The sequence below is a fragment of the Pseudomonas sp. IPO3747 genome (assembly GCF_013385245.1).
GTDB lineage: Bacteria > Pseudomonadota > Gammaproteobacteria > Pseudomonadales > Pseudomonadaceae > Aquipseudomonas > Aquipseudomonas edaphica.
In genome coordinates, this window is sequence record NZ_JACAQL010000009.1 from 149,966 (window position 1) to 165,544 (window position 15,579).

Here is a 15,579-nt window from a genome sequence, read left to right on the forward strand (position 1 = left end):
CATTACCCTCCGGGCCTGATCTTGTCTGGAAGGCCCGTGCCATGCGTCATTTTTTGCTGGTTGTCAGCCTGTTGTTATCTCCACTGGCATTAGCCGGCACCGTGTTGGAAAACGCCCTGTGGCGTGTCGAACTCGACCCCGCCACGCTCGCGCTGCGCGTTACGCCCGCAGGCGAGACCTCGGTGCAGGCGTCCAGCGGTGTGGCTGCCCATGCTGTCAGTGATATGCAAGCGGGTGCCGAGCAGGCTGCCTGGCAGTGGGACAACGGCGCCTATCGCCTGACGGCTCGCCTTGAGCAGCGCGACCTGTCCCTGACCCTCAGCGCCCGCGAGCCGGGTGAACTGCCGCTGCTGCGCCAACCCGCTGCGGCCATGAGCAAGGGGTTGATCTGGCCCTTGGCCGAAGGTCATTACGTACCGGCCGGTAACGCCGTGTGGAAAGCGTTTTTGCTGGAGCAGGGCGAACTCAATACTACCCAGGACCTCAGCCTGCCGTTATGGGGCATGGATCACGGCCGCTTCACGTTGAGCTGGTTGCTGACCAACCCCTACAACAACCACTTGCAATGGCAGGCCGACGGCCAGGGCCTGGCACTTTCGGTGGCTCACGAATTTACCCGTCTTGACCCCACGGCGCCGATGACCTTGCGCTTGCACCTGGGTGACGCCGACCCATTGGCCGGTGCCAAGCGCTATCGCCAATGGCTGGTAGAGCAGGGCCGCTACGAGCCGCTGGCGGACAAGCTGCAACAAACCCCCGAGGCCAAAAAACTGCTGGGCGCCAGCCATGTCTACCTGTGGGGCAACAGCCTGCTGGCCCCCGCTGATGTGCGTGATTGGCCGCTGCTGGTCAAACGCTTGCGCGGCCATGCACTCAAGGGGTTGATGGACAAAGAGGCGACTCAGGTTCTGGCGCAGGCCAAGGCTTTGAACCGTTATGAGCAAGGCGTTTTGTTGCGGGGCCTGAATGCGGCGATCAATCAGCAAGCGCGGCAGGCTTGGCAAGTCGAAGACCCGGACATGACCCGACTCGCCGCCCGCTATGGTGAACTGCGTAGCGAGCTGGCCAAGGACTTTGCCGGGGCCTTGACCGGCACCCCCGAGACCTGGGGCAACCAGACGATTCAATCCCTGCGCGACGCCGGGCTGCCGCGCCTGTTGCTGACCCTGGGCGAAGGCTGGGAAGGTGGCCTGTGGCATCCCGAAGCAATTCGCGCCGGTGTCGCAGCCGGTTACCTGGTGGCGCCCTACGACTCCTATGAAACCGCCTTGTCCGCCAGCGAAAACCCGGACTGGACCACCGCGCACCTGGGCGCCAAGGCCTACCGTGACTGCGCGATTGTGCTCAAGGACGGCAAGCTGAAAACCGGCTTCCAGCAATCGGGCCACTACATCGACCCGCGCTGTATACGGCCTTTGCTGGAAGCGCGGGTGAAGGCGGTGCAGGCCAGGGCCGGTTTCAACGCCTGGTTCCTGGATGCCTACGCCACCGGCATGGTGTTCGACAGCTACCGTGACAGTGCGCCCATGACTCAGGCGCAGAACGCCGAAGGCAATATCGACGCCTCCCGCTGGATCAACACGGTACTCAAGTTGCCGGCGGGTTCCGAAGATGGCAATGCCAGCACCGCCCAAGGCACTCTGTTCGCCCACGGCATGCAGACGCCGGTGATCGGCTGGGGCGATCGACAGATGACCCAGGACAAGCAATCCCCCTATTACGTCGGCAACTGGTACCCGCCGGAGCAGCCGGCAGTGTTCTTCAAGCCTGTGCCGTTAAAAGAGCCGTTTCGCACGCTGTACTTCGACCCGACCATGCGCCTGCCGCTGTATCAGGCGGTGTTCCACGGCTCGGTGATTACCACCCACCATTGGCTGTTCGACAGCCTGAAGCTGAGCAATGTGCAGGCCGAGAACGAGCTGACCCAACTGCTCTACAACGTGCCGCCTTTGTATCACCTCACGGATGCGACGCTTAAGCAGCGGCTGCCGGTGATTCAGCATCAGGATCGGTTTTTCAGGCCGTTGCATCAGCGTTTGGCGGCTCAGGCGATGACCGATTTCCGTTGGCTGACAGCGGACAAACAGGTGCAACAGACTACCTTTACCGATGGCACAAGGTTGGTGGCGAATTTTTCTGTGCAGGAGCAAGCGGGGTATGTGGGGCGCAGTGTGACGGCGTTGGTGGCGGGTGAGAAACCGGTGGTGTATCAGGTGAAATAGCGGCGCTGCTTAAATCGCCATCGCAGGCAAGCCAGCTCCCACATTTTGATGTGTGAATACCTTCGAATGTGGGAGCTGGCTTGCCTGCGATAGCGTCAGATCAAACAACAAATCTCTAGGCCTTGCGCCAAACACTCGCCAACCAAGGCTGTTGCTCGCGCGGCAACCCAGCCGGTCGGTAGTAATGCTCCAACTCCACAAACCCTGCCGCCGTCAGCAAATCCCGCCACGCCTCCAGGTCGTGATAAGCCCCGTACCGAGGCCCGTTCCAGCCTTCCTGATTCTCACCCCGAGGGTTGGAACTGAACAACACACCACCCGGCTTCAGCGCCCCATGCAGCTGCTCGAGCACCCGAGGCAGCTCCTGTTTGGGAATATGAAACAGCACCGCATTGGCAAATACCCCATCAAAGCGCGCGGCGGGTAAATCCAGCTTCAGGAAGTCCTGCTGCAACACTTCACAACCACTGTCTTCACGCGCCATCTGCGCAAAGCGCTCAGAGCCATCCAGCCCGACGGCGATATGCCCCATGCGCGTAAACGTCTGCAAATCCCGCCCAGGGCCGCAGCCGAAATCCAGCACGGTGAACGGGGGCGTGCCCTGGATATGCCGCAGCAGGGCGTCGATGTTTTGGCTCACATCGTGATCGCGGGTGCCTTCGCGGAAGTCTTCGGCGACTTTGTTGTAGTGGCCGAGGGTGGTGGTGGTGATCTGGTTGAGGTCGTCGGGCTTTAGGGTCATGACGGGTAATACCGGGCGCTGAGATTGCCCGACTATACCTCACCTCTCCCTCACCTCTTATTAAGCACCCGCGCCAACCGATCCCCACCCAACTGAATCACCGCCACCAACGCCACCAGCAGCACAATCACGGTCAGCATGATCTGCGTATCAAACCGCTGGTAGCCATACCGATACGCAATGTCCCCCAAGCCTCCAGCCCCAATCGCCCCGGCCATGGCCGATGAGTTGATCATCGTCACCAGGGTAATCGTAAACCCGCCGACAATCCCCGGCAGCGCCTCGGGAAGCAGCACATGCCAGATAATGTGCCAGCGCCGGCAGCCCATGGCTTGTGCAGCCTCGATCAAGCCGTGATCGACCTCACGCAAACTCACCTCGGCGATCCGCGCGAAGAACGGCGTGGCGGCGATGGTCAGTGGTACAACGGCGGCCCACACGCCATAGGTGGTGCCGACGATCAGCCGGGTGAACGGGATCAGCGCCACCATCAGGATCAAAAACGGAATGGAGCGGAACAGATTGACGAACGCCCCCAGCACGCGGTTCAGCGTGGGGGCTTGGTAGATGCCGCCCTTGTCGCTGGTGACCAGGAACACCGCCAGCGGAATACCTGCCAGCAACGCGATCAGTGATGACACGCCAACCATCAACAAGGTGTCGATGGCGCCCTGCAATAAACGATCAAACCACATAGCCCAGCACCTCTACCTGTTGCGCCCAATTCCCCGCGCGGCTGCGCAACTCTTCGGCGTTGTGGGGCGAGCCATTTACCGCCAACAGCAATTGCCCCAGGGCATGCCCCTGAATCCGTTCCACACCGCCTTGCAATAAGCGCACGCGCCCTCCGAGGGCAGCGAACAGCGCGGCCAGGTCCGGTTCGTCTGCGACGCTGCCGGTGAACTGCAACCGCAACACCACCGCCGCCGTCGACGAAGGTTCAGCCTGCAAGCGACTTTGCAGTTCGTCCGGCAGCCCGTGTTGCAACGGCGCCAGCAGGGTTTGGCTGACCTCGTGCTGCGGGTTGCCGAACACTTGCCACACCGGGCCTTGCTCGACGATGCGCCCGTGTTCCAATACCACCACGCGGTCGCAGATATCGCGAATCACCGCCATCTCGTGGGTGATCAACACGATGGTCAGGCCCAGGCGCTGGTTGATCTCGCGCAACAGGCCGAGGATCGATTGGGTAGTTTCCGGGTCGAGGGCCGAAGTGGCTTCGTCGCACAGCAAAATCTGCGGGTCATGCACCAGCGAGCGGGCGATGCCCACGCGCTGCTTCTGCCCGCCGGAGAGTTGCGCCGGATAGGCTTTGTGCTTGTCTTTGAGGCCGACCAACTCCAGCAACTCGCGCACTTTTTGCTCACGCTGCAGCTTGGGCACACCGGCGACTTTCAGCGGCAGTTCGACGTTCTGCCACACGGTCTTGGCCGACATCAGGTTGAAGTGCTGGAAGATCATGCCGATGCGCCGCCGCAGCGCCACCAGGCGGTCTTCGTCGAACTCACCGATGTCCACCTGATCAATCAATACGCGCCCGCTGCTGGGTTGCTCCAGGCGGTTGATGGTGCGGATCAGCGACGACTTGCCGGCGCCGCTGCGGCCGATGATGCCGAACACTTCACCGTGCTGGATCGCCAGATCAATGCCTTGCAGGGCATGCACGGCGCCGTCATAGGTTTTGCCCAGGTTGATAAAACGCACATGGGCGCGGTTCAGGTCCGGGTGCAGCTCTGTCTGCTCGGCGGCCCTGGGCGGCGTGCCCAGGTCGCGCAGTTGGGCGTTGGCGGCGGTCATTTTTTATCTTCCCAGCCGACTTGGTAGAGCTTGCCGAGGGATTTATCCAGCGCCGCACGTACCACCGGCGAGTGTTGGTAAATGTCGACGAACTTGATCACCCGCGGGTCGTTTTTGCTCTTGGGCTGGATCACAAACTGAATCACGTATTCCGGGTGATCGAGGCCGTCGAACAGCAGCGCCGACTCGGCATCGAAGGTCTTGGACAGGCGGATATACGCCGGGTAGCCCTGCACCAGATCGGCGTCGTCATAGGCACGCACCAGTTGCACGGCCTCGACTTGCAGGATCTTGAGCTTTTTCGGGTTGGCGATGATGTCTTCTTCGGTGGCCTTGTAGCCCACGCCCGGCTTGAGGCTGATCAGCCCGGCCTTGGCCAGCAATTGCAGGCCGCGACCGCTGTTGATCGGGTCGTTGGCAATCGCCACGCTGGCGCCTTGGGGCAGGTCGTTGATGGTTGTGTACTTCTTGGAATACAGCCCGACGTTGTTGATGATGCCGGGCGCGTAGGGCACCAGGTCAAAACCGGCGGCAGCCTTGGCGTTTTCCAGGAACGGAATGTGCTGGAAGTAGTTCACGTCGATATCGCCGGCGGCCAGGCTGACGTTGGGCGCGATCCAGTCGGTGAACTCCACCAGCTCGACCTTCAGGCCTTGCTTGCCGGCTTCGGCCACGGCGGCTTCGAGGGGAATCGCGAAGGCGGCGGTGGTACCGATTTTCAGCGGTGCGTCAGCGGCAAATACGGCCGAGCTGAACAAGCCGAAGGCCAGGGCCAGTGCTTTGACTGGGTGGGAGAGCCGTGTTTTTTTCATAATCGATTTCCAGTCATAAGGGATGGGTAAGAACAATGCGGTCACTTGTGGGAGCTGGCTTGCCTGCGATAGCGGTCTGTCAGCCACATATGTGTTGCTGGCCCACCGCCATCGCAGGCAAGCCAGCTCCCACAGTTTTGGTTCAGTGTCGGTAAGTGGAACCGGTGTGTTGCTCGGGTAGGCGAGCGCCGGCGTGGAAGACTTTTTCGCGCAGTGTTCCCTGCTCATAAGCCGTCTTGTACGACCCACGCTTCTGCAACTCCGGCACCACCAGGTCGATAAAGTCGACATAGCTTTCCGGCGTCACAATCCGCGTCAAATTGAAGCCATCCAACCCCGTCTCGCTGATCCAGGACTCCAGCTCATCAGCCACTTGCTCGGGCGAGCCAACCAAAGTGATGTAACGCCCACCCAAGGCGTGCTGCTCCAGCAATTTGCGCCGGGTCCAGTCGTTGTTCTGCAGGTTCTTGGTGGCCGACTGAATCGCGTTGCTCTTCACGTACTGGATCGGTTCGTCGATCTCGTATTGAGAAAAATCAATCGCCGTGGACGCCGAAAAATGCGCCACGCCGGCCTCCGGGCTGGCGTAGCTCAAGTACTCGGCGTGCTTGGCCCAGGCCAGCGCTTCGGTGGCGCCAACGATCACGTTAAGCCCCATGAACACCTTGATGTCATCCGGGTTGCGCCCGGCCTCGACGGCACTGGCGCGCACCTTGTCCACCTGGGTTTTGGTCGCGGCCTTGTTCTGGCCGCTGATGAACACGCACTCGGCATGTTGCCCGGCGAACAGCAGGCCACGGTCCGAACTGCCGGCCTGGAACAATACCGGCGTGCGCTGCGGCGACGGTTCGCACAGGTGATAACCCTCGACCTGATAGAACTCGCCGTGATGCTCGACCTTGTGCACCTTGCCCGGCTGCGCGTAGACCCGTTGCGTGGGGTCGTTGAGCACCGCGTCGTCTTCCCAGCTGCCTTCCCAGAGTTTGTACAGCACCTGCAGGTACTCATCGGCCTGGTCATAGCGGCGGTCATGCTCAACCTGCTCGGTCAGGCCCATGGCCTTGGCGGCGCTGTCGAGGTAGCCGGTGACGATGTTCCAGCCAACCCGGCCACGGCTCAGGTGATCGAGCGTGGACATGCGTCGGGCGAACAGGTACGGCGGCTCGTAGGTGAGGTTGGCGGTGAGGCCGAAACCGAGGTTTTTGGTCACGGCGGCCATGGCCGAGACCAACAGCAGCGGGTCATTGACCGGCAGTTGGATCGACTCTTTGAGCGGCACGTCGATAGCGTTCTGGTACACGTCGTACACGCCGACGATATCCGCGATGAACAAACCGTCGAACAGCCCGCGTTCCAGGGTTTGCGCCAGTTCCGTCCAGTATTCGACGGTTTTGTATTGCGTGGAGGTGTCCCGTGGGTGGGTCCACAGGCCGTGGTTGATATGCCCGATGCAGTTCATGTTGAAGGCATTGAGCAGGATTTTTTTCTTGGCCATTCAGATGGTCCCCCGCAGGGGTGGGTTTTCATCGTTGAGGTAGTAATTGCCCACCGCGTGGTACTTCCAGCGCACCGGGTCGTGCAGGGTGTGCACGCGGGCGTTGCGCCAGTGGCGGTCGAGGCCATGCTCGGCCAGGGTCGCCTGGCTGCCGGCCAGTTCGAACAAGGTGCTGCCGGCAGCCAGGGAGATTTCCGTACTCAAGGCGCGCGCTTCAGCGACAGCAATAGAGGCTGCTGCGACGGTCTGGGCATTGCTATCGGCCTGGGCGCGGTCGAGGTATTCGCCCGCGCGCTCCAGCAAGGCTTCGGCTGCGTGCAGGCGGATGCTCAAGTGGCCGAAGCTCTTGAGCGTCAGCGGGTCTTCGCTGGCCTTGTCGGTGCCGGCGTCGATCCATGGGCGGGTTTTGGTGCGGACAAAGTGCAGCGCATCCTCAAAGGCGGCACGGGCGATGCCGGTGTCGATGGCGGCGTGAAGGATCTGCGCCAGCGGGCCGACGGTGGTCGGGCGCTCGAAGGCGCTCTGGAACGGGATCACGTCCTGGGCGACCACCCAGACGTTGTCGAACACCACCGAACCGCTGCCAGTGGTGCGCTGGCCGAAACCACTCCAGTCGTCGATCACGCTCAAGCCCTCGCTGTCGCGGGGCACAAACGCCAGTTGCTGCACGCCGTGTTCATCCACCACCGAAGTGGGGATGCGCTGGGCGTAGATCGCGCCGGTGGAGTAAAACTTGCGCCCGGTGATGCGAAAACCGTCGCCATCGCGGGTGATGGCGGTGACGCGGTCATGGGCGGTTTTGGTGCCGAGTTCCGCCAAGGCGTTGCCGAAACGTTGCCCGGCGAGTACTTCGGCGTACAGTCGTTGTTGCTGGGCCGGGCTGCCATTCACGCGCAGTACTTCCAGCGCATAAAAGTGGTTTTGCGGGATCTGGCCCAGGGAGGCATCGGCCTGGGCAATCAGGGCGATGACCTTGGCCAGGGTGACGTTGGAAACGCCAGCGCCGCCATACTCCTTGGGCACGCTGATACCCCACAGGCCGGAGCGCGAAAACACGTCCAGTTCAGGCAAGGGCAGGCGGCGTTCGCGGTCGCGCTGGGCGCTGTCACGGCGGAAGTCTTCGGCCAGATCGCTGGCGACAATAAGGGCGTGTTCGTCGCTGGTGATGACCGCGACGTTAGGGGAAAAAGTCATGGGTTTCTCCAGATGTCTGGTCGGTCAGATCCAGGAATGTCGAGCAGGCAAAGTGCCGTTCAGCCGATACGCGCCGATGGCGTGATACTTCCAGCGCACCGGGTCGTGCAGGGTGTGGACGCGGGCGTTGCGCCAGTGGCGGTCGAGGTTGAATTCGGCGAGGGTGGCGCGGCTGCCGGCCAGTTCGAAGAGCTTTTCGCTGACCAGCAACGACACTTCGGTGGTCAGCACCTTGGCCTCGGCCACGGCAATCGAGGCGCGGGCGGCCGATTGCGCGGTGATCGGTGCGGCGCTGACCTCGTCCAGCAGCTTGCCGGCCTTGCGCAGCAGGGCTTCGGCGGCGTGCAGTTCGATTTTCAGTTTGCCGATATCGGCGATCACGTACAGATCATCGCTGGCGCGCTCGACCTTGGCGTCGATCCACGGGCGCGAACGTTCGCGCACGAAGGCGATGGTGTCATCCAGCGCCCCACGGGCGATGCCGGCATCGATGGCGGCCTGGATCAGTTGCGAAACGGCGCCCTGGATATTCGGGCTTTCGCCGAGGCGCCAGTTGTCGACGACCAACTCTGCGTCCACCGGCACCTGATCGAGCAATACCGTGCCGCTGGCGGTGGTGCGTTGGCCAAAGCCCGACCAATCGTCAACGATGCGCAGTCCTGGCGTGCCACGGCGCACGAACGCCATGACTTGCTTGCCGTCATCGTTGAGTGCTTTTACTGCGACCCAATGGGCGAACAAGGCGCCGGTGGAGTAGAACTTCTGGCCGCTGATCACATAGCCGTCATCCTTGGCCGTGAGGCGCGCCTTGAGTTCCAGGGTGTTTTTGGTGCCGCGTTCGGGGCCGCCATTGCCGATGCGCCAACCGTCGAGCACGCTCTGGAACAGCTGCTTTTTCTGGCGCTCGGTGGCGGTGCTTTGCAGCAGGTGCAGAATGCCGAAATGGTTCTGCGGGATTTGCCCGAGGGCCGGGTCCGCTGCGCTGATGATCGCGAACACTTCGGCCAGGGTCACGAATGACACCTGGGGGCCGCCGTATTCACGGGGAATGGAAATACTGCCCAGCCCGCTGCGGGTGAACTGTTCAAGCTGCGCCCAGGGCAGCTTGCGCTGCTGGTCGCGTTTGGCCGCTTGCAGGCGCGCGGCCTGAGCCAGCTCATGGGCCGCGCTCAACGCCTGGGCGTCGTTGCGCAGCACCGTGGCCGGCAACAGCAGTGGGGCTACGTCCAGATCACTCTGGGGGGGTGTTAGAGCCAAGTTAGACATCAGCGCCGCTCCTTGGCTGCACGTAATGCCCTGGCGTTATGCACCGGGGTAATTCTGACCATACCGACCTCGCATTCAATGAAATAAAAACAGAAAAATCAGAGATGTCCGGTGGTCCGGTGCATATACCCTAAGCGTGTTAAATTTTTAAATAAACTAACTTATTGGAATATGCATAGAAGGGCTGTCACCCAGGCTCGCAGGGCGAGCCGGGCTGGCGCGGTTGATAGGTCGTCGCGGCCCTGGCGGGGCGGGCTGGCGGTTGTGGCGCGCAGGTGGCGATGTTCAAGGTGCGTACCGGTGCCCAGCGCGAATTATTGCCGACCCGATCGAGAATGCAGTACGTCACGTCCAGGCGGCTGTCGTCGCCCGCTTCGATAATCACTGTGGAAGGCACCCACACCTGCACCGGCAGGCCGACGCCTTTGGCCTGGATTCTCGGCAGGTCCAGGCGCACATCGCCCCAGCGCAGGGTGATGGCATCGCCCGTGGCCATGTTCAGGTAGGGCTGGATGGTCAGCGGGATGCCGCGCCGCACCTGGCTGCCGTTGACACCGTAGCGGCGGATGGTCTCGGGCAGACCCACGGGGGCGAGGTTCTGGTTTTCATCGTCCAGCAGTGCGCAGGGGTGGCCACCCGGATAGCAGGTCTTCACGGGCACCTGAGTGAGGTCTGAGCGCGCCGGGCCGTGGCCGACTTGCATGACCTGGTAGTGAACCCCTGCGGTGCCATCCTGAATAAAACTTTCGGGTACACGCAGGCGGGTCAGCGTGCCGACCTTGCACGCGGTAATCCGACGTGAGTCGGCAAAGCAGTTGTTCCAGAACAGTTCGATCAGGTCGCCCTCGTCCATGCCAGGGTAAGGCGCGATATCCACCTGCAATTGGGTGGCGGCGAGGGCATTGATGCCGTGTCGATTCGCCTGGGGCAGGGTCGGGGCGGTGAGCGTGGCCTGGGGTGCGGTGCGCGTCATAAGTAATCTCCTTGATGCAGCCAGCAGCAATCGTTCCGGCGCCCGTGGCGCGATTGCGCGCAGGGTGCCGAAAGGAACGATTCAGTGAGTAGCCGGGATAGGATCCAATCCTCTGAGCGCTAGATAAGAGGGTTGGCCAGCGGGCGTCAATGGCGGCAAAAGGCTAAACGGCGAGTTGGAGCAGATTCAGAAAAGGCTGACGCGGCGGGGGATTTTAAGGCGGGTTTGGCGGGGCGTTTTACCCATAGTTGCGAGGGTTTTGCGTAGGACTGTGGCGAGGGAGCTTGCTCCCGCTGGAGTGCGAAGCGCTCCCAGGATTTTGGGGCCGCTGCGCAGCCCAGCGGGAGCAAGCTCCCTCGCCACGCTGCAAGCCAGTCAGTGGGCCAAAAACTTGCTCAAAAACTGCTTGGTCCGTTCTTCCTTGGGGTTGGCGAACAGTGCCTTGGCTTCGCCTTGCTCCACGATCACGCCTTTGTCGAAGAAGATCACCCGGTTGGCAACATCGCGGGCGAAGCTCATTTCGTGGGTGACGATGACCATGGTGCGGTTTTCTTCGGCCAGGCTGCGGATGGTCGCCAGCACTTCGCCGACCAGCTCCGGGTCGAGCGCCGAGGTGGGCTCGTCAAACAGAATCACCTCCGGTTCCATGGCCAAGGCACGGGCAATCGCCACGCGCTGTTGCTGGCCGCCGGACAAACGCCGTGGGTAGGCGTCTTCCTTGCCGGCCAGGCCGACCCTGGCCAAGAGCTTGCGACCGAGCGCGGTCGCCGTCTCGCGCGGCATCTTCTTGACCACGATCGGGCCTTCGATGACGTTTTCCAGCGCGGTGCGGTGCGGGAACAGGTTGAAATTCTGGAACACAAAACCCACATGCTGGCGCAAGCGCCGCACCAGGCCTTGTTGCTGGCTGAGCGGTTTGCTGCTGTCGATCTCGATATCACCGACCTTGATGCGACCGCTGGTGGGTTCTTCGAGGAAGTTCAGGCAGCGCAGCAAGGTGGTCTTGCCGGAACCGCTGGGGCCAATGATGGCGACCACTTCGCCTTCCTTGACCTCCAGGTCGATGCCGTTGAGTACTACCTGACCTTTGAATTGTTTGGTCAGTTTTTCAACCACGATCATGCTCAGGACTCCAGGTCATGCCGGTTGACCCGGTCTTCCAGGCGATTTTGAAAGTGCGCCAGGATGCTTGCCAGGATCCAGTAGATCAGGGCGGCGGACAGGTACATGGTGAAGATTTCGAAAGTACGCGCCGACACCAGCTGTGCCTGGCGGAACAACTCCGGCACCTGAATGGTGGCGGCCAGTGCCGTGTCCTTGACCAGCGAAATAAAGCTGTTGCCCAGCGGCGGCAAGGCCGTGCGCATGGCCTGCGGCAGAATGGCCCGGCGCAGGGTCTGCGCGCGCGTCATGCCGATACTGGCGGCCGCTTCCCATTGGCCGCGTTCGATGGAGCTGATCGCGGCACGCAGGATTTCACAGGCGTAAGCGGCCATGTTCAGCGAAAAGCCGATCATGGCCGCCGGAATCGGATCCAGCTCGATGCCCACTTGCGGCAAGCCGTAGTAGATCAAAAACAGCTGCACCAGCAAGGGCGTGCCGCGAAAGAACGACACGTAGACTCGGGCGGTCCAGCTTAGAAGCTTGAAGCGCGACAAACGCATCAAGGCCAGGCCGAAGCCCAGCAGCAAGCCGAAAAACATCCCGCCGAGGCTAAGAATCACCGTGTAGTACGCGCCCTTGAGCAGAAAGGGCGCGGAGTCCAGCGCGAGTTGGAAACCTGCTTCCATTATTTAGTGACGTCAGCGTTGAAGTACTTCTCGGACAGCTTCTTCAAGGTGCCATCGGCGCGCAGCTTGTCGAGGGCCTTGTTCACTGCGTCGAGCAGCTCTGGCTCACCTTTGCGCAGGGCAATACCGGCTTCCTGACGGGAGAAGGCATCACCGGCAGCGGCGGTGTCCGGGGCTTTCTTGGCGTATTCCAGAGCGGCCAAGCGGTCGATCAGGATGGCGTCGATACGGCCAATGCGCAGGTCCTGGAACTTGGTTGGGTCATCGTTGTAAGTCTTGATGATGGCTTTGGGTTGGTTGTCCTTGAGCCATTGCTCATAGTTGGTGCCCAGGCCCACACCGACTTTCTTGCCGGCCAGGTCGTCGGCGGTCTTGATGCTGTCGGCGTTTTTCTTCAGCACCAGCGCCTGGATACCGGACACGGTGTAAGGCTTGGAGAAGTCATACTTCTTTTTGCGCTCCTCGGAGATGGTCACTTGGTTGACCACAGCATCCAGGCGCTTGGATTCCAGGGCGGCGAGGATGCCGTCCCATGGCGTGGCCTGCAGCTTGACCTTGACGCCCAGCTCTTTGGCCAGCGCTTCGGACAGCTCGACTTCAAAGCCGCTGAGCTTGCCGCTTTCATCGACAAAGCTGAACGGCGGGTAGGTGCCTTCCAGGCCGATCTTGATCTCGCCCGCCTTCTTGATGGTGCTCAGCTGTTCGCCGGCGATGGCTTGGCCCATCAGACCAGCCCCGAGTGCCAAGCCCAAAGTGCCAACCAGCAACGTGCGACGCAATACAGAAATAGTCATGAACAGCCCCTGTGTTTTTTATGTTGAGCGAAGCAGGTGACGCAGTAGTCGTATCCTGCCTTAAAGCGCGGTGCGCGTCTTCGCCTTCGGCGCGACTATAAAGCGAGTTTTTAAGACTTGAAAATAATATAAAATTAATTTGATATTTCTTTTTGGAATATTAGGTTGATCTAATGTGGAAGCTGGCTTGCCTGCGATAACGGTGTATCAGCCAACACATTTGTAGCTGACGAACCGCTATCGCAGGCAAGCCAGCTCCCACATTTTGATCGGTGTTTATTCAGTTAAACACGGAGTCATACGCAAACAACGCCGGTGCCCCGCCGGTGTGCAGGAAAATGATCGGGCCGTCCTCAAACCGCTGACGCCCGATGCCATCGAGCAAACCGGCCATGGCCTTGCCGGTGTAGACCGGGTCCAGCAGCAAGCCTTCCTGGCTGGCTAATAGCTTGACCGCCGCCAGGGTGCCGGCGTTCGGTTCGCCGTAGCGCGGGCCGAAATATTCGTCCCACAGGATCACTTTGAAGGCTTCGGGAATGTCCACGCCCAGCAACTCGGCGGTGCGTTCGGCCAGACCCTGTACTTTCGGGAACTGGGCTTCTTCGGTGCGCGACACGGTAATGCCCACCACCGGCAGGTCCGGCAGCACTTCACTCAACGCCAAGGCGAGGCCGCTATGGGTGCCCGCGCTGCCCGAGGCCAGCACCACGGCGGCGAACTCAATGCCGCTGTCTTCGATCTGCCCGGCCAGCTCCAGCCCGGCGCGCACGTAACCCAAGGCACCCAAGGCATTGGAGCCGCCGATGGGGACGAGGTAGGGCTTCTTGCCGTTGCTGCGCAGGCGGTCGGCGAGGGCGTTGAGTTGGTCGTCGACGTTATCGAGGTTCTCGACCAATTCGACTTTGGCGTCGAACAACTCCAGCAGCAGGCGGTTGCCGTTGCCGAGGTAGTTGGGGTCTTCGGTGCCGGTGGGGTTTTCCAGCAGCGCCACGCAGCCCAGGCCAAGCTTGGCGGCCAGCGCGGCGGTCTGGCGCACATGGTTGGATTGGATGGCGCCGGCGGTCACCAGGGTGTCGGCGCCCTGGGCGATGGCATCGGCGGCCAGGTATTCAAGCTTGCGCAGCTTGTTACCGCCCATGGCCAGCGGCGTGGTGTCGTCGCGCTTGACGTAAATGTCCCTGCCCAGCCAGGCCGACAGCCGCTCGAGTTTTTCCAGGGCGGTGGCGCCGCCCAGCAGTTCCAGGCGGTTAAAACGGTCGAGCTGTTGTTTGATCATGGCGACATACAGTGGCTAAGTGATGGGGCGACTATAGGCAGGCACTTTTCAACCGGCAACCGCCAATCGCTTATGCCGGATAGTTCTTAGCATCACACCATTGGTTCTTAAGGGCGGCCAGGGTGCATACCGTAAAGTGATGGCCATTTCGTCAGGAGTGAATACCGTGAGTGAGCGTTCCAGTCATTGGCAATTACAGACCATCGTCAGCGAGCTGCGCAGCGCCCGGGACCAGTGGCGAACGCGCAATGGCCGCCTGAGTGGCGAACACGGTGGCCGCGAGTTGCCGTCCCGCGAGGCGGTGGCGCAGATTCTTGAAGCGTTGTGCGGCGCGCTGTTCCCGATGCGCCTGGGCCCGGTGGACCTGCGTGAAGAAAGTGAAGATTTTTACGTCGGGCATACCCTCGACGTCGCCCTGAATGCCTTGCTCGCCCAGGCCCGCCTGGAGCTGCGCTACGCCGCGCGCCAGGGCGCAAAGGATGACAGCGAGGTCGATGCCCTGGCCATCCGCCTGATCCAGGATTTCGCGCTGGCCTTGCCCTCACTGCGCAGCCTGTTGGACACCGACGTGCTCGCCGCCTACCACGGCGACCCGGCTGCGCGCAGTGTGGATGAAGTGCTGCTGTGCTATCCGGGGATTCTGGCGGTGATTCACCACCGCCTGGCCCACCATCTGTACCGCGCCGGGCTGCCGTTGCTGGCGCGGATCAGTGCAGAGATTGCTCACTCGGCCACCGGCATCGATATTCACCCTGGTGCGCAGATCGGTCCGAGTTTCTTTATCGACCACGGGACAGGTGTGGTGATCGGCGAGACCGCGATCATCGGCGAGCGCGTGCGCATCTACCAGGCCGTGACGTTGGGCGCCAAGCGTTTCCCGGCGGATGAGGACGGGCAGTTGCAGAAAGGCCACCCGCGCCATCCGATCGTTGAGGACGATGTGGTGATTTATGCCGGGGCGACGATCCTGGGGCGCATCACCATCGGCAAGGGCTCGACCATTGGTGGCAATGTGTGGCTGACCCGCAGCGTGCCGGCGGGGGCGAACATCACGCAGGCGAATTTGCAACATGACGACGGCGCGCAGAAATAGTATTTGAGCCAAACACCGATCAACTGTGGGAGCTGGCTTGCCTGCGATAGCGGAGGACCAGTTGGCACATTTGTAGCTGACAGACCGCTATCGCAGGCAAGCCAGCTCCCACAGTAGTGTCCGCA

Annotated in this window: 14 protein-coding genes; 2 read left to right on the plus strand and 12 right to left on the minus strand. The window is 61.6% G+C overall.

Translation table 11 applies throughout. The features are described 5' to 3' along the window. Nucleotides 1-41 precede the first annotated feature (41 nt). Nucleotides 42-2,222: a glycoside hydrolase gene (locus HX790_RS13890; RefSeq protein ID WP_176991682.1), complete on the plus strand. Its 2,181-nt coding sequence runs from the start codon at nucleotides 42-44 to the stop codon at nucleotides 2,220-2,222. Nucleotides 2,223-2,337: 115 nt separating this feature from the next. Here the strand turns inward: HX790_RS13890 and HX790_RS13895 are convergent, their stop codons facing one another. The 12 genes from HX790_RS13895 to HX790_RS13950 form a co-directional block, all read right to left on the minus strand. Continuing rightward, a complete protein-coding gene (locus HX790_RS13895) occupies nucleotides 2,338-2,964 on the minus strand; it encodes a bifunctional 2-polyprenyl-6-hydroxyphenol methylase/3-demethylubiquinol 3-O-methyltransferase UbiG (protein WP_176991683.1) in 627 nt (208 codons plus the stop codon). A 50-nt stretch (nucleotides 2,965-3,014) separates the two neighbouring features. After that, nucleotides 3,015-3,659 (minus strand): methionine ABC transporter permease, encoded by a 645-nt coding sequence (locus HX790_RS13900; RefSeq protein ID WP_017135739.1) that lies wholly within the window; start codon nucleotides 3,657-3,659, stop codon nucleotides 3,015-3,017. Then, nucleotides 3,649-4,761, minus strand: a complete 1,113-nt coding sequence (locus HX790_RS13905; RefSeq protein WP_176991684.1) for a methionine ABC transporter ATP-binding protein — start codon at nucleotides 4,759-4,761, stop codon at nucleotides 3,649-3,651. The genes HX790_RS13900 and HX790_RS13905 overlap by 11 nt, the downstream gene beginning before the upstream one ends. Further along, the gene (locus tag HX790_RS13910) at nucleotides 4,758-5,573 is read right to left on the minus strand and encodes a MetQ/NlpA family ABC transporter substrate-binding protein (RefSeq protein ID WP_176991685.1); all 816 of its coding nucleotides are present in this window, start codon (nucleotides 5,571-5,573) and stop codon (nucleotides 4,758-4,760) included. Before HX790_RS13910 ends, HX790_RS13905 begins: the two co-directional genes overlap by 4 nt. 142 nt (nucleotides 5,574-5,715) lie before the next feature. After that, a complete protein-coding gene (locus tag HX790_RS13915) occupies nucleotides 5,716-7,068 on the minus strand; it encodes an LLM class flavin-dependent oxidoreductase (protein ID WP_176991686.1) in 1,353 nt (450 codons plus the stop codon). Beyond that, nucleotides 7,069-8,262: an SfnB family sulfur acquisition oxidoreductase gene (locus HX790_RS13920; protein WP_176991687.1), complete on the minus strand. Its 1,194-nt coding sequence runs from the start codon at nucleotides 8,260-8,262 to the stop codon at nucleotides 7,069-7,071. 24 nt (nucleotides 8,263-8,286) lie between these two features. Further along, nucleotides 8,287-9,528 carry an SfnB family sulfur acquisition oxidoreductase gene (locus tag HX790_RS13925; protein WP_176991688.1) on the minus strand — a complete coding sequence of 414 codons (1,242 nt, stop codon included), beginning with the start codon at nucleotides 9,526-9,528 and terminating at the stop codon, nucleotides 8,287-8,289. Nucleotides 9,529-9,715: 187 nt separating this feature from the next. Continuing rightward, nucleotides 9,716-10,501 carry a hypothetical protein gene (locus tag HX790_RS13930; RefSeq protein ID WP_176991689.1) on the minus strand — a complete coding sequence of 262 codons (786 nt, stop codon included), beginning with the start codon at nucleotides 10,499-10,501 and terminating at the stop codon, nucleotides 9,716-9,718. 375 nt (nucleotides 10,502-10,876) lie between these two features. Then, nucleotides 10,877-11,623 (minus strand): L-cystine ABC transporter ATP-binding protein TcyN, encoded by a 747-nt coding sequence (tcyN, locus tag HX790_RS13935; protein WP_017135732.1) that lies wholly within the window; start codon nucleotides 11,621-11,623, stop codon nucleotides 10,877-10,879. Between the two features lie 2 nt (nucleotides 11,624-11,625). Beyond that, nucleotides 11,626-12,291, minus strand: a complete 666-nt coding sequence (tcyL, locus tag HX790_RS13940; RefSeq protein WP_017135731.1) for a cystine ABC transporter permease — start codon at nucleotides 12,289-12,291, stop codon at nucleotides 11,626-11,628. Continuing rightward, nucleotides 12,291-13,085: a cystine ABC transporter substrate-binding protein gene (gene tcyJ / locus HX790_RS13945; protein WP_170039524.1), complete on the minus strand. Its 795-nt coding sequence runs from the start codon at nucleotides 13,083-13,085 to the stop codon at nucleotides 12,291-12,293. Before tcyJ ends, tcyL begins: the two co-directional genes overlap by 1 nt. A 280-nt stretch (nucleotides 13,086-13,365) precedes the next feature. Continuing rightward, a complete protein-coding gene (locus HX790_RS13950; RefSeq protein ID WP_176991690.1) occupies nucleotides 13,366-14,361 on the minus strand; it encodes a D-cysteine desulfhydrase in 996 nt (331 codons plus the stop codon). Between the two features lie 166 nt (nucleotides 14,362-14,527). Between HX790_RS13950 and epsC the strand changes: the two genes are divergently transcribed. Continuing rightward, nucleotides 14,528-15,454, plus strand: a complete 927-nt coding sequence (epsC, locus tag HX790_RS13955) for a serine O-acetyltransferase EpsC (protein ID WP_176991691.1) — start codon at nucleotides 14,528-14,530, stop codon at nucleotides 15,452-15,454. Nucleotides 15,455-15,579 lie beyond the last annotated feature (125 nt).

Coding starts and splice junctions, on each gene's coding strand:
- HX790_RS13895 (WP_176991683.1), bottom strand. CDS start 2,964: ATGACCCTAAAGCCCGACGACCTCAACCAGATCACCACCACCACCCTC.
- HX790_RS13890 (WP_176991682.1), top strand. CDS start 42: ATGCGTCATTTTTTGCTGGTTGTCAGCCTGTTGTTATCTCCACTGGCA.
- HX790_RS13930 (WP_176991689.1), bottom strand. CDS start 10,501: ATGACGCGCACCGCACCCCAGGCCACGCTCACCGCCCCGACCCTGCCC.
- tcyL (WP_017135731.1), bottom strand. CDS start 12,291: ATGGAAGCAGGTTTCCAACTCGCGCTGGACTCCGCGCCCTTTCTGCTC.
- tcyN (WP_017135732.1), bottom strand. CDS start 11,623: ATGATCGTGGTTGAAAAACTGACCAAACAATTCAAAGGTCAGGTAGTA.
- tcyJ (WP_170039524.1), bottom strand. CDS start 13,085: ATGACTATTTCTGTATTGCGTCGCACGTTGCTGGTTGGCACTTTGGGC.
- HX790_RS13920 (WP_176991687.1), bottom strand. CDS start 8,262: ATGACTTTTTCCCCTAACGTCGCGGTCATCACCAGCGACGAACACGCC.
- HX790_RS13915 (WP_176991686.1), bottom strand. CDS start 7,068: ATGGCCAAGAAAAAAATCCTGCTCAATGCCTTCAACATGAACTGCATC.
- HX790_RS13950 (WP_176991690.1), bottom strand. CDS start 14,361: ATGATCAAACAACAGCTCGACCGTTTTAACCGCCTGGAACTGCTGGGC.
- HX790_RS13910 (WP_176991685.1), bottom strand. CDS start 5,573: ATGAAAAAAACACGGCTCTCCCACCCAGTCAAAGCACTGGCCCTGGCC.
- HX790_RS13905 (WP_176991684.1), bottom strand. CDS start 4,761: ATGACCGCCGCCAACGCCCAACTGCGCGACCTGGGCACGCCGCCCAGG.
- HX790_RS13925 (WP_176991688.1), bottom strand. CDS start 9,528: ATGTCTAACTTGGCTCTAACACCCCCCCAGAGTGATCTGGACGTAGCC.
- HX790_RS13900 (WP_017135739.1), bottom strand. CDS start 3,659: ATGTGGTTTGATCGTTTATTGCAGGGCGCCATCGACACCTTGTTGATG.